Below are 19933 nucleotides of genomic sequence, written 5' to 3'. Positions count from 1 at the left end.
GTCAGTGCACCAGAATGGCGGCCTGAGTGAACAGATGCACGCAGAGATCGCTCAACTGGACGATCATCCATTTTCCGCAGATACCCAAAACCGCGAGGGTGACGATCAGCCTGGGTAAAAAACTAAGCGTTTGTTCGTTAATCTGCGTCACAGCCTGAAAAATGCTGACCAGCATACCGACCAGCAGGCTGGGAACGACTAACACGCAGACTAAAATGATCACGACTTTTATACCGCTGGCGACGATGTCTGCGGCTACATCAATGGTTAGCATGTCCGATCTCCGTTAGCCCAGTCCCAGACCGCGAATGCTGGAGGTCAGCGTCCCAACGGTCAGCGCCCAGCCGTCAATAAGTACAAACAGCATCAGCTTAAAGGGCAGCGAAACGATCAGCGGTGACAGCATCATCATCCCCATCGCCATCAGTACGCTGGCGACGATCAGGTCGATCACGAGGAACGGAATGTAAATCATAAAACCTATCTGGAAGGCGGTTTTGAGTTCGCTTAGCACATAGGCGGGAACGATAATGGAAAGATCCTGATCGACGGCATTCCCTTTCGCGTTGGCGATCGTCATTATCTGCGCAATCGCTTTTTTATTGGTCTGCGCCAGCATAAAGCGTTTCAATGGCGAAGCGGCTGTACTCAGGGCGTCGGGGAGCGTGATTTGATCGTTTTCAAACGGAACCACGGCATGATCGTAAATGTTGATCCAGATTGGGCGCATCACCAGCATGGTTAAAGACAGCGCAATGCCAATCAGTATGCGATTCGGCGGCGTTTGTTGCAGCCCTAATGCCTGACGCAGCAGGGAAAGAACAATAATAAAACGGGTAAAACAGGTCATCATCAGCACCAGGGTAGGCAGAATGCCCACCAGGGTCATCAGGATCAGGACCTGGATTTTTACGCTGTATTCCTGGCTATTTCCGTGTGAAATCACATTCAGCAACGGGATATCTCCCCCTTGCGCGCAGGCAAAGGGAGAAAGGATGAGTAACGAGATACCCAGTAAGAGTGTGAGTGTTGGCGCGCGTTTCATGGTGCCAGGTCGTTGATTTCATGCGTATTGAATTCAAGAACGCGCAGGCCATATTTTTCGTTGACCACAACCACTTCAGCCTTACCGAGCAGGATATTATTGACCTTGATATCCAGCGGTTCACCGGCGAGTTTATCCATCTCAATGACGGTGTCGTCATCAATGTTCAGCAGATCGGCCAGCATCACCTCCACGGAGGAGACTTCCAGTGTGAGCGTGACCGGAATACGTTTGAGTAATGACATCGACTCGGAAAAACGGTCTTCTAAACGCGCCACCAGCTTTTCTGTGACAGACGGCGCGGGTGGCGTGGTTGCTTCGGGGGCTAACTCGAAGCCTTGCTCTAAAATATCTTCTGGCTTACTCATAGGATTTCTCCGTCTTGCTCGTTAATTCGGACAAAAACAATTTGTCTTTATCCTCTACGATCAGGGCATTAAATAATTCGGATTTCCCGATATAAACAGGGAAAGTGTCAGGCATCGCAATTGGTAAAATATCGCCGGGTTTAATCGTTGTCAGGTCGGCAACATTCAGAGGAATTTCTGCAATCTTCACGTTCATGGTTAGCGGCAGCGTATGAATGATTTCTTTGATCAGCGTTTTTTTACGCGTCTCAGCGCTGGCTTTATCAATCTGCTTTTTTTTCTCTCCGTGCTCGCTACGGCGGATCAAATTCAGAATGTAATCGGTATGCGAATCGTCCAGTAAGATGCGGAAACTGCAATTCTCATCATCACCTAATACAAATGTAAGCTGATAAGCCCAGTGGGTTTGTATGGTGCTGCTGTCGGGTTTGAGCGTCAGTGGAATACCGGATATATTTTTATTAAAAATGATATTGCAAATATCCAACGCCAGTCTGCTTCTTAACCGGATTTCCGTTTTGGTCGGTAAATCATCCTGCGACTTCTCGTCGGTGAGAGACGATGTCAGACCATAAAAGTTTCCTAATAACATTAACAATAATGCGCGATCGATATCAAAGGCCAGATGCCCAACCTGAGAAACTAATAATTCCGCACTTTTATTGATAACATCCATCTCACAATGTATTTTTTTAAGTGTTATATTTGTGCGATGTTTTTTCAGGAAATAGTTTCCAAGATGTGATTCAATTGTATCAAAACTTCCCGTAAACATAGTCGGCAGACGATGATATGGACGTCCAAGCCGGTTTCCTTCAAGTTTAAAGATTCCGGGCGTTTGACTATATTTCAGCATGGCACGCTTTCTCAGCTGTAATTTCTGGGGCGGATGAATTGATATCAAATCCCGCGGTTATCAAAGAAAATACAAATCCATTTAATTTATTTTTCATCCTTGACGCTATTCTCATAGTGTTGAAGTCCATTAGATACGAATGCAGTACCTACTCACGTCTATGGAGTAGGGCTGGATATTAGATATTTTACCCCTCTCCACTGCAAGTTATTAATGGTGATGAACTATAATTAAAAAATAATTAATTACACATCCGTGATGTCGTCCGCTTACTGCCTGTCCCTTCTTAGGCTTATTCTTACGTCTGTTTTTTGCGCTAAACTTGACGTAACCTGTTGTTTTTATGAGAATAATATTTTTATTATCTTTTAATTTAAGATTGTTAATGATACCGGTGATAGTATTTTTTTAGGAAAAACCCTATTTGAAAATAGTCTCTGATAGGGCTGCCCTAAGAAAGGGCGGTAAAACATGAGCAAGGATGAGATTAAGACATGGCACGGGCGATATCTATTATTCGATGATTGTGCTTTGGAATGATTTGTATATTTCTCGTAACGGATGTTAACTTTACTTCTAAGTGTAAATAATCATGTTTGAACTTATTGCCGAAGCAGCCTCCAGCATTAACGTTTTTTCAATGGCCAGGCGTATTGCTGCTTTTAATGTTCCAGTACTTATCCATGGCGAAACCGGTACTGGTAAAGAATGTATCGCCAAATTTATCCACTCGATTGCATTTGCGCAGGAGGCCTCGGCACCTTATATCGGTGTGAACTGCGCCGCTATTCCTGAAAATATGCTTGAAGCAACGCTCTTTGGTTATGATAAAGGGGCGTTTACCGGAGCGGTAGCCACCGTGCCGGGAAAAATGGAATTAGCCAATAACGGTACATTGTTGCTGGATGAGATCGGTGATATGCCTTTGGCGCTACAGGCCAAAATACTGCGGGTATTACAGGAACAACAGGTTGAGCGTTTAGGCAGTAACCGTCTAATCAAATTAAATTTTCGTTTAATTGCCTGCACTAATAAAAATCTTGAAGAAGAGGTTGCGGCAGGACGCTTCAGAGAAGATCTCTATTATCGCATGTCAGTGATTCCGTTGACGATGCCGCCTTTGCGTGAGCGTATGGAAGATATTATCCCACTGGCGGAATCCTTTATTAAAAAATACTCCACGGTGCTGGTAAAAAATATCAAGCTTTCTGAATCGTCACGCCGGGCATTACTCAGCTATGCGTGGCCGGGTAACGTGCGCCAACTGGAGAACGCCATTCAGCGAGGAATGATCCTGAATCGTGATGGCGTCATTTATCCCGATACATTAGGCCTGCCATCCATTGAGTCCGATTCCTGGAGCGAGCCGCAATGGCAACCTAAACCCAGTGCGCAAATCACCACCAGCGACAATCTGGGCCAGCATGGTCGCAGCGCGCAGTATCAATATATCGCTGACCTGATGCGCAAATATCAGGGTAATAAAACCAAAATTGCTGATTTATTAGGAATCACCCCACGTGCGCTTCGTTATCGTCTGGCATCAATGCGAAAACAGGGAATAGAGATCTTTTCCTGAATCAGTCTGTGGTACCGAGAACGCTTTTCTAATTTTAAGAGTAGGTCATGAGCATAAATACGATAGCCCCAGCCAGTACGATGCAGGCGCAAATGATGCAGGACATGCAGCAGATGAAAGCGGTCGCGCAAGCGCCCGTCCTTTTGCCGATGCAGGTTAACGCCCAACAGACGTCCTCTCCGGTTTCGTTCGACCGCGTTATGCAAGGGGCGCTGAATCATGTTGATCGGTTCCAGCAGGTTGCGGAACAAAAACAGACGGCCATTGAGATGGGGAAAAGCGACGACCTGGCGGGGGCGATGATCGCCAGTCAGCAGGCATCGTTATCGTTTTCCGCGCTGGTGCAGGTACGTAATAAAGTCGCTTCCGGATTCAACGACCTGATGAGCATGTCAGTCTAACGCTATGAATGAACTAATAAAAAAAGTTACTCAGTTTTTACCCTCGTTCTCTTTCAGGCTGGATGGTAATAAACGCCTGGCGTTACTGGCAGCAGCGGCTATTGCGGCCACCGCCATTATTGTCAGCGTACTGTGGAATGGCAACCACGGCTATGTTTCGCTGTACGGTAGTCAGGAGAATATCCCGGTTTCGCAGATAGTCACCGTGCTGGATGGTGAAAAGCTGGAATACCGCATCGATCCGCAAAGCGGACAAATTCTGGTTCCGGAAGAGGCTTTGTCCAAAACGCGAATGACGCTGGCGGCGAAGGGCGTTCAGGCCATGCTGCCCAGCGGCTATGAGCTGATGGATAAAGATGAAGTGCTGGGCGCCAGTCAGTTTGTGCAAAACGTCCGCTACAAGCGGAGCCTGGAAGGCGAACTGGCACAAAGCATCATGACGCTGGATGCGGTTGAGAGCGCCCGTGTGCATCTGGCGCTGAATGAAGAGAGCTCCTTTGTCGTCAGCGACGAGCCGCAAAACAGCGCTTCAGTGGTGGTGCGTCTGCATTATGGCAGCAAGCTGGATCTGGACCAGGTGAATGCCATCGTGCACCTGGTGTCCGGGAGCGTGCCTGATTTGAAAGCTTCGCAGGTCAGCGTTGTCGACCAGGCGGGGAATTTATTGTCCGACGGTATTGGCGCAGGTGAAGCGGTTTCTGCGGCGACGCGTAAGCGCGACCAGATCCTCAAAGATATTCAGGATAAGACCCGCGCCAGTCTCGCAAATGTTCTCGACTCGCTGGTCGGCACCGGCAACTACCGGGTAAGCGTGATGCCGGATCTCGATCTGAGCAATATCGACGAAACCCAGGAGCATTACGGCGATACGCCAAAGGTGAATCGTGAAGAAACGGTACTCGATAGCGATACCAACCAAATCGCCATGGGGATCCCCGGCTCGCTGAGTAACCGTCCTCCATTGGCGGCAAATCAGGTGACGAATGGTGCCAATGGAACCGCGCCAGAGGAGTCTGCCCAGCCCGCTGCGTTGTCAAAGCATAGCGAGAACAAACGCGACTACTCCTGGGACCGTAGCGTTGAACATATTCAGCATCCTGGTTTCGACATTAAACGTTTAAATGTGGCCGTGGTACTTAACCAGAGCGCGCCTGCGTTGAAGAACTGGAAACCGGAACAAACCACGCAGCTGACGGCGCTGTTGAATAACGCCGCCGGGATTGATGCTAAGCGTGGCGACAATCTGTCCTTATCGCTGCTTAATTTTGTGCCGCAGTCGATCCCCGTCGAGCCAGTGGTCCCCTTATGGAAGGATGACAGCGTCCTGGCTTGGGTGCGTCTGATTGGTTGCGGCCTGCTGGCTCTGCTGTTGCTGCTGTTTGTTGTTCGTCCGGTCATGAAACGGGTGACCGCCGAACGTCGCCGGACGTCGACGCCAGAGCTGGCGCTGGACGCCGCACCGATCGCGATTCCTGCGGACAAGCCCCATTTTGCGGCTGCTGAAGATGAACGCAAAAATATCGAACTACCTTCTTTCCCTGGTGACGATAGCCTGCCTTCGCAGAGCTCCGGTCTGGAAGTGAAGCTGGAGTTCCTGCAAAAACTAGCGATGAGCGACACCGATCGCGTAGCTGAAGTTCTCAGACAATGGATTACCAGCAATGAGCGAATTGACAATAAATAACGGCAGCAACAACAGCTACCTGGAACAGGCCGCAATTTTATTGCTGTGTCTGGGCGAGGAGGCGGCAGCCACGGTGATGCAAAAACTCAGCCGTGAAGAGGTGGTTCGTCTGAGTGAAAACATGGCGCGTCTGTCTGGGGTAAAAACCAGCATGGCAAAAAAAGTGATCAATAACTTTTTTGATGAATTCCGCGAGCAGAGCGGTATCAACGGCGCATCGCGTTCCATGCTGCAAGGGATCCTCAATAAAGCGCTGGGCACTGAAATCGCCAGCAGCGTGATCAACGGTATTTATGGCGACGAAATTCGTTCGCGGATGGCGCGTTTACAGTGGGTGGAACCGCGCCAGTTGGCGATTCTGATCTCAGAAGAGCATTTGCAGCTACAGGCCGTATTCCTTGCCTTCCTGACGCCAGAGATCTCGGCTACGGTACTGTCTTACATGAATGAGTCAGTGCAAAACGAGATCCTCTATCGGGTTGCCAAACTGAACGATGTGAACCGGGATGTGGTGGATGAGCTGGATCGTTTGATCGAGCGTGGGCTGTCAGTGCTCTCCGAACATGGTTCGAAAGTGAAAGGGATCAAGCAGGCTGCGGATATCGTTAACCGCTTCCAGGGGAACCAACAGGTGATCCTCGATCAGCTGCGCGAGCGCGATGAAGATGTGCTCGAACAGTTGCAGGATGAAATGTACGACTTCTTTATTCTGAGCCGCCAAACTGACGAAGTGCGTCGTCGACTGCTGGACGAAGTGCCGATGGAAGACTGGGCTGTGGCGCTGAAAGGTACCGAAGCGCTGTTACGCCGCTCGATTTATGCCGTGATGCCTAAGCGCCAGGTACAACAACTGGAGGCGATAACCTCACGTCTTGGTCCGGTTCCGGTGAGCCGTATTGAACAGATTCGCCGTGAAATCATGGGAATTGCCCGCGAGCTTGAGGAAGCGGGTGAAATTCAGCTACAGCTGTTTGCTGAACAGACGGCGGAGTAATACATGGCGATTGAAACCATTCGTGGTCGTTACCGGCTGCACCGTTTTCCTCCTCGCCAGCGCCATCTCCAGGCTGAACAGCTCACGCCGGGTATTACCCCGGCGGATTATCAGCGCCAGCTGATGGACGGCTTCCAGGAAGGGCTGCAAAAAGGTTTTGAGCAGGGGATGACCGAAGGCCAGGAGCAGGGTTTTCAGGAAGGTCATCAGAAGGGGCACGATGAAGGTCGTCGTCAGGGATACACTGAAGGCAGCCTGGCCGGACAGCAGGAAGGGCGCAAGCAGTTTGAACGGGCCGCGCAGCCGCTGGAAGCCATCTCTGGCAAAGTGAATGATTATCTGGCGCACATCCAGCGTAAACAGCGGGAAGACCTGTTGCAGCTGGTTGAAAAGGTGACCCGCCAGGTGATTCGTTGTGAGCTGGCGCTGCAACCGACGCAGCTATTATCGCTGGTCGAAGAGGCGATTTCGGCCTTTCCGGCGATGCCTGAATCGCTACAGGTGTTGCTGAGTAACGAAGAATTTAACCGTATCAAAGATGTCGCGCCTGAGAAGGTCACTGCATGGGGACTGACGCCATCTGCCGATCTGCAGGCGGGCGAGTGCCGGGTGATTACCGATAAATCCGAGCTGGATATTGGCTGCGAGCATCGACTCGAGCAATGTATGTCGGCACTTAAAGAGTCGCTGCTGCCGGAGCCGACGGGTGAGTGACCTTTCCAGCTTCGACAACGCGCTGCGTTCCATTGAGTCGATTCCTTTAGCCCGGGTAGCCGGGCGACTGGTGCGCGTGAACGGCATTTTGCTGGAGAGCGTGGGCTGTCCGCTGGTGACCGGCCAGTTGTGCCGCGTGGAAAGTGCCAACCATACGCTGATCGACGCGCAGGCGGTGGGATTTAATCGTGATATCACCTACCTGATGCCCTTCAAACACCCCGTCGGACTGATGGCGGGCGCGCGCGTATTCCCCGAAGAAAAAGCCCAGGAAATCCTGATTAGCGAAAGCTGGCTGGGGCGGGTGGTCAATGGTCTGGGCGAACCGCTGGATGCCAAAGGCCGTCTGACCGGCAATGACGTGCTACCGCCGCAGGCGCCGTCTATCAACCCCCTCACGCGTCGGTCGGTGAACCAACCGCTGGATGTGGGGGTAAAAGCAATCAACGGATTGTTAACTATCGGCAAGGGCCAGCGCGTGGGATTGATGGCCGGCAGCGGCGTGGGAAAAAGCGTGCTGTTGGGGATGATCACCCGCCAGACCAAGGCCGACATCGTGGTGGTGGGGTTAATTGGCGAGCGTGGCCGCGAGGTGAAAGAGTTTATCGATCATTCACTGGGTGCGGAAGGGTTAGCAAAATCCATTATTGTGGCGGCTCCGGCGGATGAGTCGCCGTTGATGCGTTTGAAAGCCACCGAGCTGTGCCACTCTATCGCGGCCTGGTTTCGCGATCGTGGGCATCACGTTTTACTGCTGGTGGATTCGTTAACCCGTTATGCCATGGCGCAGCGTGAGATTGCGTTGTCATTGGGGGAACCTCCGGCGACGAAAGGTTATCCGCCATCGGCGTTCGGCATGATCCCTAAGCTTGTGGAAAGCGCCGGCAACAGCGAAAGCGAAGGCTCAATGACCGCCATTTACACGGTGCTGGCGGAAGGGGACGACCAACAGGATCCGATCGTTGACTGCGCGCGCGCGGTGTTGGATGGACACATCGTTCTGACCCGTAAGCTGGCGGAAGCCGGGCATTATCCAGCCATCGATATTGGGCAATCGATCAGTCGATGCATGACGCAGGTTACGCCCAATGAGCACCAACAGTCGGCCCGTCTGCTGAAACAAAACTACGCCGCCTATATGGAAATTAAGCCGCTGATCCCGTTGGGGGGCTATGTTGCCGGAGCCGATCCCAGCGTCGATAAAGCCGTCAAAGTGTTTCCCGCCATTGAGCGTTTTCTGCGTCAGGAGGTGAGTGAACCCGCCTCACTTGAGCTGGTGCAAAGTCGCTTACAGGCCCTTTTCCCCCAGGCAAAGAAAGCGGAAGGTAAATAATCATGCGGCAAATTATTGATACCCTGGCGCAGTTGCAGCGCCTGCGGGATAAATCAGTAAAGGACATGACGGTCCAACTGGCTAAACAGCAGCAGGTCTGTACCGGCTTTGACAATAACATCAAAGCGCTGAGCTACCTTATTCAGAAAACTGGCACCGGCGTTGACACCCCTTCGGTTGAATCACTCAAAAACGTGACCGGATACAAAGGCACGCTACGCACGGTTATTGCCTGGCAAGAACAGGAAAAAACGCTGGCTAAAATCAAAGAGCAGCGTATTCAAAAAAATCTGGTTGCCGCGGCCTGCGAAGAGAAAATTGTCGCCATGACGTTGGCAGATAAGCGTTACGCGCTGAGCAATGAGGCGCAGGTAAAAGAGCAAAAAGCTGTAGATGAAATCGCCGCGCAATGTTGGCTAAGACAGAAGACGCTGGGCCTGGTATGAAAACGATCATTACTTTCGGCACATTTGATGTTTTTCATATTGGACATCTGCGTATTCTTGAACGCGCCGGGCAGTTGGGTGAACGACTGATTGTCGGTGTCTCTTCAGATGCGCTAAATATGCAGAAAAAAGGCCGGATGCCGGTTTATAGCCAAAGCGATCGCATGGGGATCGTTGCCGGGCTGAAATGCGTGGATGGCGTGTTTCTCGAAGAGTCGCTGGAGAAAAAAGCCGACTATATTCGCCAGTTTAACGCCGATACGCTGGTGATGGGGGATGACTGGGCCGGACGCTTTGATAGTTTGTCGTACCTGTGTGAAGTGGTCTATTTTCCCCGAACACCATCAATATCCACCACCTCGATTATTGAGGTGGTGAAAATGCTTACAACCTGAAAATATGAAATCACTACCAGTAGGTGCTTATATTTTATGAATACTATTGAAAATCTTCTTTTTAATGAGCATCTGAAATCATTTTCAGAAATTTCAAACAAAAAAAAGAAAAAGAATTTGGTTGTTTTTATAGGGCATGATTCATTTTCTGAAAATTCTAAATATTTATTTTTATCAATGGTTAGAAATGGTTCTGTCGAGTGTATATGGTGTACAGAAAATAAAAGCATTGTTGACGAGTTAACAGCTGCGAACTTACCTGTTCATCATTTGGGTTTGGATGATACTGCGACAATAAACCTGCTACTGGAAGCCAGAATAGCTATATTTAGCATCACGCCATATGTAGCAATTAAAAAAAATATATATTATTACGCCTGCCTTGCGGGGGCGATAAAGATACAGTTATGGCATGGAATATCAGTTAAAAAATTAATGTTGCAACTAACGCCATATATCTCATTAAGGAATGTAAATCATGCCTTGGCAACAAGCTGGGCATGCCATGTTGATTACTTTTTAAGCCCATCTACTTTGCTGGATGATTATTGGAAAGAAGCATTTGGATGCGATAACATCATTCATGCAGGTTATCCCAGGAATGAAGTCATTGTTCGGGATGCCTATCCATCTGAAATGATTGGAGCGAAATTTTCACCTGCTATAGAGCTGGCGATAAAAAACGACAGGAAGAAAATAATTATTATGCCAACATGGCAGAGAGATAAAATTTCGCCAGTATTAACATCAGAATTTCTTACCCATGTAATGAGGTACGCAATAAAAAATAGCATTGATGTATATCTAAAAGTTCATAAGCATTATTATGATTTTAGCTCTAATCAGGCTGACTTTTCCCTTCTGAAGGTAAAAGGGTTTTACTATATAGATAATGATATTGATATCTATCCTCATTTAAATAAATTCGATCTATTACTTACTGATTACTCTTCCGTAATGTTCGATTTCTTATTAACAGGCAAGCCTGTTGTGGCTTATGATTTTTCTGAAAAATCACATCAGAACTACGAACCAGATTATTCATTATTGCCAGTTAATGATGATTTCATATATAAAATAGCGGATAATAATGTAGAGCAGATCCTGAATAAAGCTATCCGTGCGGATGAAAAAAAATCTTTAAGGATGAAAGCTATTGAATCTTTATTTCATGGTGAAGCACAACTTGCCAGTGAAAATATCTCTCATAAAATAAAAAACATACTTATTAATACTTGATAAGTCATTAAGCCGCCATTGAATTCCATCAATGGCGGTTTTTTTTAACTATCTATAAGCATCTCAAGTTGATTGATATCAAATGTAGGTATTTGTGTGTGACTAAACACATCAAGCCTTTCGCGGAAGCTATCATCAATGAAAATAGCTTCACTTTCTGTAATATAGATACTTTTTTTATCCTTCTGACCCAAATGCGTAATGCTATCAAAAACATTGTCAAGACGCATTTTCCTCAAGGAGGAATGTATGTTTCCAGCATGACGCGTGACTAAGTGTAGTTTTATTCCATTATTTATGCATTGATATAGAAATGTGATTACCAGCAAGCATAATTTTCCGTTCTTAACAATAGTGTCATCGTAATCTATATAGACGTGTTTGAACTTAATTTTGTGTTGATATCTGTTTGATAAACTTCTGGTTATTTGGATGTTATTTGTTGTTGGGAGTATATTAATATTGACCCGCATGCTTTCATAAAGAGTCAGCATTGCAAAGTTAATACCGGCAACTCTATTAAGCGCCATTGTGCCTGCAATACGCGGCGCAACTTCCAGTAATGTCAAAGTACCCGAGGCAGAACGCTTCAACTGAAAAAACCATGCACCGTAGAGCTGTAATTTCTGCGAAATAGCGCGAGCATAAGCGTCCACTTCCGGCAGATTCACTAACGTTGAGGTCATTGCAATACCGGCACGTATACGTGAGCGTATGCGAGGTTGGCAAAACAGTAATCCCTGAGCGCGATCGGAAAAACAATCAACGGTAAACTCTTCCCCGCTTAAATATTCGCACACAATCAGATCATCTCTTTCTGTCTGTAATGATGCCAGCATTGCTGGGGTATCAACACGCGCAGCTCCCTGTGCACCCTGACCGCGATCCGGTTTAACAAAAACGGGCCATTGCTCGATCCCAGCAACGTCGTTAAAGATCTGCGGGGTGGGAATTGAATGTTTGAGGGCCTGGTATGTTTTACTTTTAAAGCGCGTAATCTGGCAGGTTTCCTGCGATGGGCAGAGTACCGTGGCGGACAGCGCGTCCCGGTTTTCAGACAAGGCAAGAAGGGCTTCATCATGTGCCGGGAAAATATAATTAATGTTTTCTTGCAGCACTAATGCCTGCAATGTGGGTAACCAATTGCAATGCGTAACGTCAGGTACGATATGGTACTCACTGGTGTAATGTCGGGCATGGCTATCGTAATCCGCACCGGCTAAAACCAGATTAACGTTTTTTTCGTATCGAAGAGACAGGTAAATTTCTCTACCAATTTCGGTCCCTGCAGGGAAGATAAGGACATTGATCATGCTGTTATGAGCTCAATAATGGTGCTGAGTTCTTCGGGGGTCATATCAGGATAAATTGGCAGACACAGCACCTGTTCGGCGATTTGGTTCGCCACGGGCAGCGTCTCTTTATTGGCGCCAGACATGTTTTTGTACATGTTAAGATTCGACAGCAATGGGTAAAAATAACGACGCGTTAAAATGTTATATTTTTTGAGATAATCGTATAACGCATCTCGCGACATTTTATAGTCGGGACGCACCAGGATCGGGAAGTAACTGTAGTTACTCTTATGATTGGCATTACTATCAGGAATAAAGATCCCTTGCGTATTGGCGAGTTGCTCTCGATAACAGCGATCGATTTTTTGGCGCTTAGCTATTGCTTCATCAATATACTTTAACTGCAAGAGACCAAAAGCCGACTGGATTTCATTCATTTTGCCATTGATGCCTGGCGCGACAACGGTTAACTCGTCAGCAATACCAAAGTTTTTCAGGTAATCGATCCGTTGTTTTGTTTTTTTATCGTAACTGACGATGGCGCCACCCTCAAAAGTATTGAACACTTTTGTGGCATGGAAGCTCAGTACCGAAAGATCGCCATGGCGTAGAATACTTCCGCCGCAATCTTCTACAGCAAAAGCATGTGCCGCATCATAAATGACGGGAATACCATAATTATTGGATATTTTTTCTATTTCGGTGGTATTACAGCTTTGGCCGTAGACATGCACCGGCATAATTAACCCTGTTTTGGAGGTAATGGCAGATTCAATCAGGTGCGGGTTGATATTAAAGCTGTGTGGATCAATATCAACAAATACTGGCGTTAATTGGTTCCAGAGAATGCTATGAGTAGTGGCAACAAAAGAATACGGGGTGGTAATGACTTCGCCTTTAATGCGTAGCGTTTGCATTGCGGCAATTAACGCGATAGTCGCATTACAAAACAGCGAGATATAAGGTACGTTCAAATAAGACGCCAACCTTTCCTCTAACAGTTGATGCATGACACCATTATTTGTTAACTGCTTACTTGACCAAATCTCTTGCAGATATGGCATAAACTCCTCGAGTGGAGGCAAGAAAGGTTTGGTGACCGTGATAAGGTTATGATCGGCTTGTTTCATTGCGGAAGATCCTGAGGAAATTTTTCACTAATCTGTTGATAGTGTTCTGGTAGCCTGGTTTTCAGACTGGTAAGGAGCGTGCTTCTGATCTTGTTGTCAGTAATACTTTTTAACGCAGCAAAATATAATTGAGGTAATATTTCCAGACGACTATCACAATAGATGATGGCCTGTACAATATGATATTGTGCTTTGCTGACGTCTTTATGGTGAATGGCCACGATAAAACCCTGGAAATGTAGCAATGGGTCACCTGGCTGTTTAAGCAACAGTTCGTCAATATCTTCTTTGATCAGCATATGGTCGGGATGAGCATACTGTTTCCAGCGGCTGTTCATCGCCTCTACCCAGGCATCTTCATGTTTCCACTGATTAAGGATCATCATCCGGTTTCGGTACATTAATTTGCTGTTATCTTTTCTGTACCAGGTGTTGTTGTCATGGCGGCGGTAGTAAGCGACTAAACGTCGGGATGAAATAAAATGCCCCTGGCGGGAAAGTTTCAGAAACATATCCCAGTCTTCCTGTACCAGTTCAGGATCGGAGCGTTCTATCTTCAGATACGCCTCGCGGCGGATTAACGATCCGATATAAAGGCTGAGATTGCCAGACACCAGCAGATGATGAAAAACATCACCATCAAGAAATATATCGCTGTAGGGAAAACGCGAGCCATCAGGCATGATGACCTCAATGGCGCTATAGCACATTACGCAATGTGGATTTTTCTCCAGAATATTAACCTGATGGGCGATTTTGGTGCGGACGATAAGATCATCAGAGTCGACAACAGCAATATATTTACCCGAGGCCATATTCATTGCCTCGATGATCGGTTTATCACCAATTTTATTTTTCTGCGAATAATAGTTAGTTTCGCGTAGGATCGTTTTGCAATGATATTTCTGCTGATATTTTTTAATGATATCAACGGACCGATCGGTAGACGCATCATCGACGATAATCACTTCGATATTTTTCCACGTCTGGTTAAAGACGCTGTCCAGCGCCTCTTCAAGGAAAGCATCGTGGTTATAACTGGTGACGATAATACTCACTAAAGGCGTTGGCATAGATTCATCTCTGACGAAAATTAGTGTGTTATCAACTAAATAATTTTTGTTGCAGGCTAATCAGTAACGTATTGCTGTGTTGTTGGGGCGGCGCATCGATGAGGTTTACGATTTCCTGAGCTGCCCGTTTCCCCGCCTGTCCATCCATAAACGCATCACAATAGTGGCGGCGAATATCAGCTAACGGCGTTTCCAGTGCAGCCCAGCCAAACGCGTCGGAGAGTGCGTTACGTAACGCCTGTATATCCTGAGCCACCGGGAGAATGTCCCGGATACGTTGATCTGCGCTGTCAGGAGTGGAGAAACTTTGCTGACCATCGAGCAACGAATTCATGTTGGGCCAGCTCAGTAAAATGACGCGTTTATTCATATGAATAGCGTCAAAAATAAAGCCGCTGCTGTCCGTCAGGATGTAATCCGCTTGTGCAATAAGCGCCAGCAGATGCTGTGGGTCGTCGAGTCTGTTCTTTAAATAGCGCTGCGCCAGCGCCAGAGAGGCGGTTTCCTCCGGTCTGTGAAGGGTGCCATGATGCAATTTAGTGACGATATTATATTCATGGCTTAACCGACCAAGCTGTTCCGCCCAATGGGGCAGCGAGCTTAGCGCGCCATAGGTTGGGGCATACAGAATGGTTTGTTTTTTCGCATTGAGCTTCAGGCTGTTTGGCAACGTGTTATCAAAAGTGTGGTTGTGCCACTCATCGAAGCGGGGATTACCGACCACTTTTGCACTGCCGCCAATATCAAGCGCGTGCTGGCTATAGTGGCTGTAGCAAAGGATGCGATGATAAAAAGCATTCCACCAGGCATGGTTCCACTCTTCTTTCGCCAGACCATACATGGCACGCACATGGGTATCCGCCAGTCCGTTTAGCAACGGTGTGTAGTAAGGGCTGACCAGGCATTTGAAATGCTGGCGTTGCTCAATGACCGTAGAAAGACGTGTTCCACCCAGCGCGGGGTCGTTAATGGTTTTAATCGTTGCCGTCATTTCATCCAGAAACGATTTATGGATTTTGTCACTCACCAACAACGAGCAAGTATGGCCCATCGCCTGCAGTGCGGTAATGATGGGGCGGTACACCGCGTAATGCAGCGACGTTTCCATATAGAAGCCAATGGTATCGAGTTGAGTGGAGGCCGAAGGTAGCGAGTTGCTTACCAGCGCGTTGACGGTCTCGGGTTTTTTATTAATTTTATTGAAGTAGTAGCCGATGTTATCGGTTTCTTTCTTCTCGATATCGCTATATCCCGCACGCTGATAACAAATACTCGGATAACACGAGAGCCATTTTCCTTCACGTAGCAGCGGCTGCCATTGCTCTTCGAGGGTGTCTGAGAGGTCATGCTCCATTTGCTGAGCCAGCGTCGGGTAATAGCGGCTATTTACCAGATAGGCGCAAACCTTATTGCAGTCGCGGGCATGGATCATGCCCTGCAGGCTTTTCAGTTCGCTGCCTTGTTTAATTTCCCCGCCGAGGATAACCACTTCCCACGGGAAATTAGGTAACGCGCTCAGGAGCGAATTGAGTACCCGAATATGCTTTTCCTGCTTGAGGATCACGCTGTCATCTTCAAGTAACAGGTAGTTTTTCCAGCCCTTACGCTGCGCCAGTTGCAGCGCCTGCATATGGGACTGACGGCGGCCAATCTGGCCATTGGTTGCTACTGATGCGGCCAGCCGGGTAACTTTTTCCGCAGGGAAATTAAGAAACGTCAGCTCTTGCTGGATGTGCGCTAAACGATCCGGACGCGAATCCAGATTCACGATCACCACCTGATCAATGTAATCCCAGCGGATCGGCTGATGATGCGTGGCGTTATGCAGGCTTTGATACCAGTTTTTCAGCATCGGGTCGGTAACCGCCTGTGCCAGCGAGGTTTCCTGTGGCTCGCTGCTTCCCAATACAAAGTCTTTATCGAATGTATTCTGGCTGTGCGAGATACAGATGATGGTACGCTCGCCCGGCAATTGCAGTGGATTCACGGTGAATTGATTGGTGAATCCCTCTTCTTCGCCTAAGTTACATTCATCATCGTAACGGTGCTTTTTCAAATAATTGCGATGGTAGCAAAAGGTGCCGTTGAGGATGTTTTGCGGGCCAAAGCTGCGGCTTTTAAATAAGCGGTTGATATGGCTATACCAGATAGGGATCTGATCGGAACCCGAAATCAACGCCCGGTGGCGCTGCATCATATCGATGGTGTAAGAGATCTTATCCGCCGGATAATAGTCATCGTCATCCATACACAGAATATATTCACCTAACGCCAGCGCATTGAGCATATTGCGCTTTCTACCGAGCGTCAGTTTTTCCGGATGATAGATATAACGAATATTAAATTTCTCCGGGTGATTCTGCGTCAGCCTGTCGATGATCGACTGATGGCTTTGCGGGGAATCGTCGAGGATCACCAGCTCCCGGCGGTCGGCAGGGTAATCCTGGTAGCGGAACATATACAGTAAATAGGGTAAGAAAGCGGCGCGGTTCCACGTTGGGGTAATGACGCTGACAAACGGCTTTTCACGACCAGTTTCCAGCGTTTTGACAATGCCGGTCAGGGCGGAACGAGCTTTAGAGGTTTCAGGCATGGTGATGTGTATTCGCGGTTCGAAAAAAGACCGGGCATTCACCCGGTCAACAGGCACTAACGTGTAATCAGGGAAAACGCCGAGAGCAGAGGGTCTCCCGGCAATATGTTCAGAATATGCTGGCGCAGCGAGTTGGCATTCTCGCTATTGCGCCACGCTTCAAACAGCGCGAAAAGGGCATATATTTCGTCGTGGCTTAATGTGGAATCGTCCATTGTCCACAGGCAAAAGAGTGTACGAATCATAAAGACGTCAGTGACCAGCCAGAAGAAACGCTGGAGCGCGCTTTCATCGTTGTGTTGCGGGAACGTATCGTGATACAGGCGATAAATAAGATAGTTACTGAAAATCCAGGCATCCTGCGCGAAATAGCGATCCCATGTCATTAACCACTGATCCTGCAACTGCTGCTGGAGCAAGGCTTCACTGTTCGCATCCTGTAGCATCAGCAGGCTTACCTGCAGGGGCAAGGTCAGCTTACGAGCGCTTTCCGGCAACAGCTCCCAATTGAAATCACAGTTGCCCATTTGGGTGATCATTTCCCGCTGCAACTGGGGGAGGCTGGGCAGTTGTGCGAATTGCTCCTGCAGTTTTCCACTTTGTGCATGGTCAGCCAACACTTGTGGCAGCGAGGCCAGCTTTTCCAGCGTGGCATCGCTACTGGCTGGGCATTTTTCACAAAAAGAGAGCATGATGCCCAGCGCATACAGGCGCAGTTCCGGCGACAAACCTGGAAGGGTGATGGTATTCAGAGCGGATTGATTCAAGACCTGATCGCGTGGGGATAACGCTGGGCTGTCCAGGTCTGCTGCACATTTTGACGTATGCAGGACAAAGGCATTGGGATCGCCTAATGCAGCCTGACAGCTGACTGGATCGGTTAAGACCAGACTTTGGCGAACTTCCGTTTTCCAGCGCATGTTGACCAGTAAAGCGGAATCCGGGTGGTGGGATAAAAACAACCGGACAAAGTCAGGCTCATAACAATCAATCATACTCATAATGTGTTCTCAGTAATCCCAATATTCAAAATCTGGCTCTAACAGTGCAATATCCATGCCTGAATTTTAATTGTAATTATATCAAGTGGTTATGTGAGGCGCGGAAAGTCGGTTTCCGCGTCAGGAAGGAAGTTTTAGCGTTGGTAAATAAAATCTGGCTCAGTGCCTAAAAAAGCCTGAATAAATTCATACTGACGGATCAGCAGATCGCCATTTTTTTCGTTGTACATCTTGCAGCGGGTCGCTTTTTGCTCAAGGCTTTGCCACCAGCCCTCTGCGGCACTTTTCTGCACGCCCGGCAGCCAGCTAAAGACCTGTTCCATTCCTGCGCGATTGACGCTTACGCCCAGCAGTTGCAGGATCGAGCGGCGCTGTTGGCTGCTGTTTTGCAACTGCTCATAATGCTGTTGAATAAGTTCATTGACGGCCAGTAGCTCGTCGCTGTCGCGACGGATCATACACAGACGTTGTTGTTCCAACTGGTGTCTGAGCGCGTCATACCGCGCCCCGTCCTCACGGATGCCCTGAAGCAGAGTTTTCACCTGCTGTAGCCTGGTGCTCACTGTTGTCGCCTCTTATTTCTGGAAAAAGCTGAGCATGTCCCCAGCCAATTGATCGGTATCAACCTGCAAATCGCCTGAGGCCAGCATGGCCTGCATTTGCGCCACTTTGTCGTAATCAACGTCACTTTGCGCATCACTGTTCAGCGTTTGCTGCGCCGTTTGCAATCCCGCCTGAGTAATGTCATCGGCGGAAAGCGATGTGGCACTGGACGCGCTCGTCTGCACGCTGCTCTTGTCTGCACGCGCCTGTTCGGTTGTCGATGCAGGGCGATTGCCTGGCAGGGTTGGGGTAATTTTCATAGCAACCTCGTACACATTTCGTTGGGTTGGTTATCTGTTATTGGCTAAAAGCGACGGCAATAGAGGAAAACTTTAATCCCATCACAAAAAATCCCCGCACTATTCCGCCGTCAGCGTGGTGACCACGCCGGTATCGTCCACCATACCGCTAATGATCCGCTGGCTGCTGCTGTTGCGAATTTTTATCACATCCCCTTTACGACCATTTTTCAACGCCACACCCGGCATCGAGGCGGTAATCCCGGCCGTATGGGAGACAATCATTACCGGCTGGTCGCGTTTAACCAATACGGGCTGAACCAGCTCGCTACGGGTGATCGGTTTACCCGGTTGCAGGGCGCGCTTGCTGGTGAGACCAATGGCTTCATCCATATTTGTCATCAACCCTTCCCGCTGGTTGCTGATATTGAATTTTTTAAGCTGCAGGTCGTCGGCCGTAATCACCGTATCTCGGGCAATCAACGACTTTGGCATCACTACCGGCACCGACACGTCGGGGCGCACTGCAACGTTATATTTCCAGCCTGCGCTGCCTGGGCAGGTCACCACAAAGTTCATGCGTGACAAGGCCATCTCCGGGGAGGTACTGGAGGTGATCTGTGGCGCCGATGCGCATAGCGCGCTGGTACTCACGGCTGAGGGGATATAGATATTGAACGTGTAGCGATAGTCCTGCCACTGCTGTTTGCGCGCCAGCGCGTCAATTTCATGACTGGCGGCATTGAGAACCCGCGCGTTGATCTGTTCCCGGGCGCTGTGCTGAATGGGATGGACGGCGGCATGTACGGGTAAGCCACAGCATATAGCCAGCATCATTTCCACGGCAAAGCGGAAAGAGGGCTTCCTTCTGTGAGGGGGTCTTTTCATAAAGTCATTTCTCATCAATCACTTAAAAGTTGGCATACATATTGCTAATAACAGCGA

Annotated in this window: 21 protein-coding genes; 9 read left to right on the top strand and 12 right to left on the bottom strand. The window is 48.5% G+C overall.

The window, feature by feature from the left end; translation table 11 throughout:
• Position 1: 1 nt before the first annotated feature.
• The 4 genes from ACVXHP_RS17515 to ACVXHP_RS17500 are packed head-to-tail and all read right to left on the bottom strand — an operon-like array spanning position 2 to position 2269.
• On the bottom strand, positions 2 to 274 hold the full coding sequence (locus ACVXHP_RS17515) for a flagellar biosynthetic protein FliQ (RefSeq protein WP_003838859.1): 273 nt from the start codon (positions 272 to 274) through the stop codon (positions 2 to 4).
• Between the two features lie 12 nt (positions 275 to 286).
• Positions 287 to 1045 carry a flagellar type III secretion system pore protein FliP gene (gene fliP / locus ACVXHP_RS17510; RefSeq protein WP_042310455.1) on the bottom strand — a complete coding sequence of 253 codons (759 nt, stop codon included), beginning with the start codon at positions 1043 to 1045 and terminating at the stop codon, positions 287 to 289.
• Entirely contained in the window at positions 1042 to 1413 is a 372-nt protein-coding gene (locus tag ACVXHP_RS17505; RefSeq protein ID WP_003838856.1) for a FliM/FliN family flagellar motor switch protein, read from the bottom strand. The genes fliP and ACVXHP_RS17505 overlap by 4 nt, the downstream gene beginning before the upstream one ends.
• Complete coding sequence (locus tag ACVXHP_RS17500) at positions 1406 to 2269, bottom strand: FliM/FliN family flagellar motor switch protein (RefSeq protein ID WP_165408523.1); 864 nt, start codon at positions 2267 to 2269, stop codon at positions 1406 to 1408. The genes ACVXHP_RS17505 and ACVXHP_RS17500 overlap by 8 nt, the downstream gene beginning before the upstream one ends.
• Positions 2270 to 2861: 592 nt before the next feature.
• On the opposite strand from ACVXHP_RS17500, the gene ACVXHP_RS17495 reads away from it, so the two are divergent.
• From ACVXHP_RS17495 to ACVXHP_RS17455, 9 genes are read left to right on the top strand one after another with little or no spacing between them, the layout of a single operon-like run.
• Positions 2862 to 3848, top strand: coding sequence for a sigma-54 interaction domain-containing protein (locus ACVXHP_RS17495; RefSeq protein ID WP_042310449.1), 987 nt, complete (start codon positions 2862 to 2864; stop codon positions 3846 to 3848).
• A gap of 47 nt (positions 3849 to 3895) precedes the next feature.
• Positions 3896 to 4249, top strand: a complete 354-nt coding sequence (locus ACVXHP_RS17490; RefSeq protein ID WP_316128486.1) for a flagellar hook-basal body complex protein FliE — start codon at positions 3896 to 3898, stop codon at positions 4247 to 4249.
• Between the two features lie 4 nt (positions 4250 to 4253).
• Positions 4254 to 5933 carry a flagellar basal-body MS-ring/collar protein FliF gene (gene fliF, locus ACVXHP_RS17485; RefSeq protein ID WP_447571911.1) on the top strand — a complete coding sequence of 560 codons (1680 nt, stop codon included), beginning with the start codon at positions 4254 to 4256 and terminating at the stop codon, positions 5931 to 5933.
• A complete protein-coding gene (locus ACVXHP_RS17480; RefSeq protein WP_006685955.1) occupies positions 5911 to 6927 on the top strand; it encodes a flagellar motor switch protein FliG in 1017 nt (338 codons plus the stop codon). The genes fliF and ACVXHP_RS17480 overlap by 23 nt, the downstream gene beginning before the upstream one ends.
• 3 nt (positions 6928 to 6930) lie before the next feature.
• Positions 6931 to 7641: a flagellar assembly protein FliH gene (fliH, locus tag ACVXHP_RS17475; RefSeq protein ID WP_137360629.1), complete on the top strand. Its 711-nt coding sequence runs from the start codon at positions 6931 to 6933 to the stop codon at positions 7639 to 7641.
• Positions 7634 to 8974, top strand: coding sequence for a flagellar protein export ATPase FliI (gene fliI, locus ACVXHP_RS17470; protein ID WP_200008041.1), 1341 nt, complete (start codon positions 7634 to 7636; stop codon positions 8972 to 8974). Before fliH ends, fliI begins: the two co-directional genes overlap by 8 nt.
• 2 nt (positions 8975 to 8976) lie before the next feature.
• On the top strand, positions 8977 to 9420 hold the full coding sequence (gene fliJ / locus ACVXHP_RS17465) for a flagellar export protein FliJ (RefSeq protein ID WP_447571910.1): 444 nt from the start codon (positions 8977 to 8979) through the stop codon (positions 9418 to 9420).
• A complete protein-coding gene (locus tag ACVXHP_RS17460) occupies positions 9417 to 9815 on the top strand; it encodes an adenylyltransferase/cytidyltransferase family protein (RefSeq protein WP_447571909.1) in 399 nt (132 codons plus the stop codon). The genes fliJ and ACVXHP_RS17460 overlap by 4 nt, the downstream gene beginning before the upstream one ends.
• A 36-nt stretch (positions 9816 to 9851) precedes the next feature.
• Positions 9852 to 11054, top strand: coding sequence for a CDP-glycerol glycerophosphotransferase family protein (locus tag ACVXHP_RS17455; protein ID WP_447571908.1), 1203 nt, complete (start codon positions 9852 to 9854; stop codon positions 11052 to 11054).
• Between the two features lie 44 nt (positions 11055 to 11098).
• On the opposite strand, the gene ACVXHP_RS17450 is transcribed toward ACVXHP_RS17455, so the two are convergent.
• From ACVXHP_RS17450 to flgA, 8 genes are all read right to left on the bottom strand, one after another.
• Entirely contained in the window at positions 11099 to 12367 is a 1269-nt protein-coding gene (locus tag ACVXHP_RS17450; protein WP_447571907.1) for an ATP-grasp domain-containing protein, read from the bottom strand.
• The gene (locus ACVXHP_RS17445; protein WP_316128479.1) at positions 12364 to 13479 is read right to left on the bottom strand and encodes a DegT/DnrJ/EryC1/StrS family aminotransferase; all 1116 of its coding nucleotides are present in this window, start codon (positions 13477 to 13479) and stop codon (positions 12364 to 12366) included. The genes ACVXHP_RS17450 and ACVXHP_RS17445 overlap by 4 nt, the downstream gene beginning before the upstream one ends.
• A complete protein-coding gene (locus ACVXHP_RS17440; protein WP_447571906.1) occupies positions 13476 to 14552 on the bottom strand; it encodes a glycosyltransferase family 2 protein in 1077 nt (358 codons plus the stop codon). The genes ACVXHP_RS17445 and ACVXHP_RS17440 overlap by 4 nt, the downstream gene beginning before the upstream one ends.
• Before the next feature lie 31 nt (positions 14553 to 14583).
• Entirely contained in the window at positions 14584 to 17145 is a 2562-nt protein-coding gene (locus ACVXHP_RS17435; protein ID WP_447571905.1) for a glycosyltransferase, read from the bottom strand.
• A gap of 56 nt (positions 17146 to 17201) precedes the next feature.
• A complete protein-coding gene (locus tag ACVXHP_RS17430; protein ID WP_447571904.1) occupies positions 17202 to 18146 on the bottom strand; it encodes a lysine-N-methylase in 945 nt (314 codons plus the stop codon).
• Between the two features lie 134 nt (positions 18147 to 18280).
• Positions 18281 to 18709, bottom strand: a complete 429-nt coding sequence (gene flgN / locus ACVXHP_RS17425; RefSeq protein WP_200008024.1) for a flagellar protein FlgN — start codon at positions 18707 to 18709, stop codon at positions 18281 to 18283.
• Between the two features lie 12 nt (positions 18710 to 18721).
• Positions 18722 to 19009, bottom strand: a complete 288-nt coding sequence (gene flgM / locus ACVXHP_RS17420; RefSeq protein WP_200008022.1) for a flagellar biosynthesis anti-sigma factor FlgM — start codon at positions 19007 to 19009, stop codon at positions 18722 to 18724.
• A gap of 99 nt (positions 19010 to 19108) precedes the next feature.
• Positions 19109 to 19876, bottom strand: coding sequence for a flagellar basal body P-ring formation chaperone FlgA (flgA, locus tag ACVXHP_RS17415; RefSeq protein ID WP_410053814.1), 768 nt, complete (start codon positions 19874 to 19876; stop codon positions 19109 to 19111).
• Between the last annotated feature and the right edge of the window lie 57 nt (positions 19877 to 19933).

This window comes from Citrobacter freundii complex sp. 2025EL-00176 (assembly GCF_053309355.1).
Note: the sequence above shows the minus strand (reverse complement) of the source record. Positions and strands in the feature narration are given on the sequence as shown.

What these genes read in the sequence shown, in the direction of transcription:
- ACVXHP_RS17515 (WP_003838859.1), bottom strand. Translation starts at nt 274, where the DNA reads ATGCTAACCATTGATGTAGCCGCAGACATCGTCGCCAGCGGTATAAAA.
- fliP (WP_042310455.1), bottom strand. Translation starts at nt 1,045, where the DNA reads ATGAAACGCGCGCCAACACTCACACTCTTACTGGGTATCTCGTTACTC.
- ACVXHP_RS17505 (WP_003838856.1), bottom strand. Translation starts at nt 1,413, where the DNA reads ATGAGTAAGCCAGAAGATATTTTAGAGCAAGGCTTCGAGTTAGCCCCC.
- ACVXHP_RS17500 (WP_165408523.1), bottom strand. Translation starts at nt 2,269, where the DNA reads ATGCTGAAATATAGTCAAACGCCCGGAATCTTTAAACTTGAAGGAAAC.
- ACVXHP_RS17495 (WP_042310449.1), top strand. Translation starts at nt 2,862, where the DNA reads ATGTTTGAACTTATTGCCGAAGCAGCCTCCAGCATTAACGTTTTTTCA.
- ACVXHP_RS17490 (WP_316128486.1), top strand. Translation starts at nt 3,896, where the DNA reads ATGAGCATAAATACGATAGCCCCAGCCAGTACGATGCAGGCGCAAATG.
- fliF (WP_447571911.1), top strand. Translation starts at nt 4,254, where the DNA reads ATGAATGAACTAATAAAAAAAGTTACTCAGTTTTTACCCTCGTTCTCT.
- ACVXHP_RS17480 (WP_006685955.1), top strand. Translation starts at nt 5,911, where the DNA reads ATGAGCGAATTGACAATAAATAACGGCAGCAACAACAGCTACCTGGAA.
- fliH (WP_137360629.1), top strand. Translation starts at nt 6,931, where the DNA reads ATGGCGATTGAAACCATTCGTGGTCGTTACCGGCTGCACCGTTTTCCT.
- fliJ (WP_447571910.1), top strand. Translation starts at nt 8,977, where the DNA reads ATGCGGCAAATTATTGATACCCTGGCGCAGTTGCAGCGCCTGCGGGAT.
- ACVXHP_RS17460 (WP_447571909.1), top strand. Translation starts at nt 9,417, where the DNA reads ATGAAAACGATCATTACTTTCGGCACATTTGATGTTTTTCATATTGGA.
- ACVXHP_RS17455 (WP_447571908.1), top strand. Translation starts at nt 9,852, where the DNA reads ATGAATACTATTGAAAATCTTCTTTTTAATGAGCATCTGAAATCATTT.
- ACVXHP_RS17450 (WP_447571907.1), bottom strand. Translation starts at nt 12,367, where the DNA reads ATGATCAATGTCCTTATCTTCCCTGCAGGGACCGAAATTGGTAGAGAA.
- ACVXHP_RS17445 (WP_316128479.1), bottom strand. Translation starts at nt 13,479, where the DNA reads ATGAAACAAGCCGATCATAACCTTATCACGGTCACCAAACCTTTCTTG.
- ACVXHP_RS17440 (WP_447571906.1), bottom strand. Translation starts at nt 14,552, where the DNA reads ATGCCAACGCCTTTAGTGAGTATTATCGTCACCAGTTATAACCACGAT.
- ACVXHP_RS17435 (WP_447571905.1), bottom strand. Translation starts at nt 17,145, where the DNA reads ATGCCTGAAACCTCTAAAGCTCGTTCCGCCCTGACCGGCATTGTCAAA.
- ACVXHP_RS17430 (WP_447571904.1), bottom strand. Translation starts at nt 18,146, where the DNA reads ATGAGTATGATTGATTGTTATGAGCCTGACTTTGTCCGGTTGTTTTTA.
- flgM (WP_200008022.1), bottom strand. Translation starts at nt 19,009, where the DNA reads ATGAAAATTACCCCAACCCTGCCAGGCAATCGCCCTGCATCGACAACC.
- flgA (WP_410053814.1), bottom strand. Translation starts at nt 19,876, where the DNA reads ATGAAAAGACCCCCTCACAGAAGGAAGCCCTCTTTCCGCTTTGCCGTG.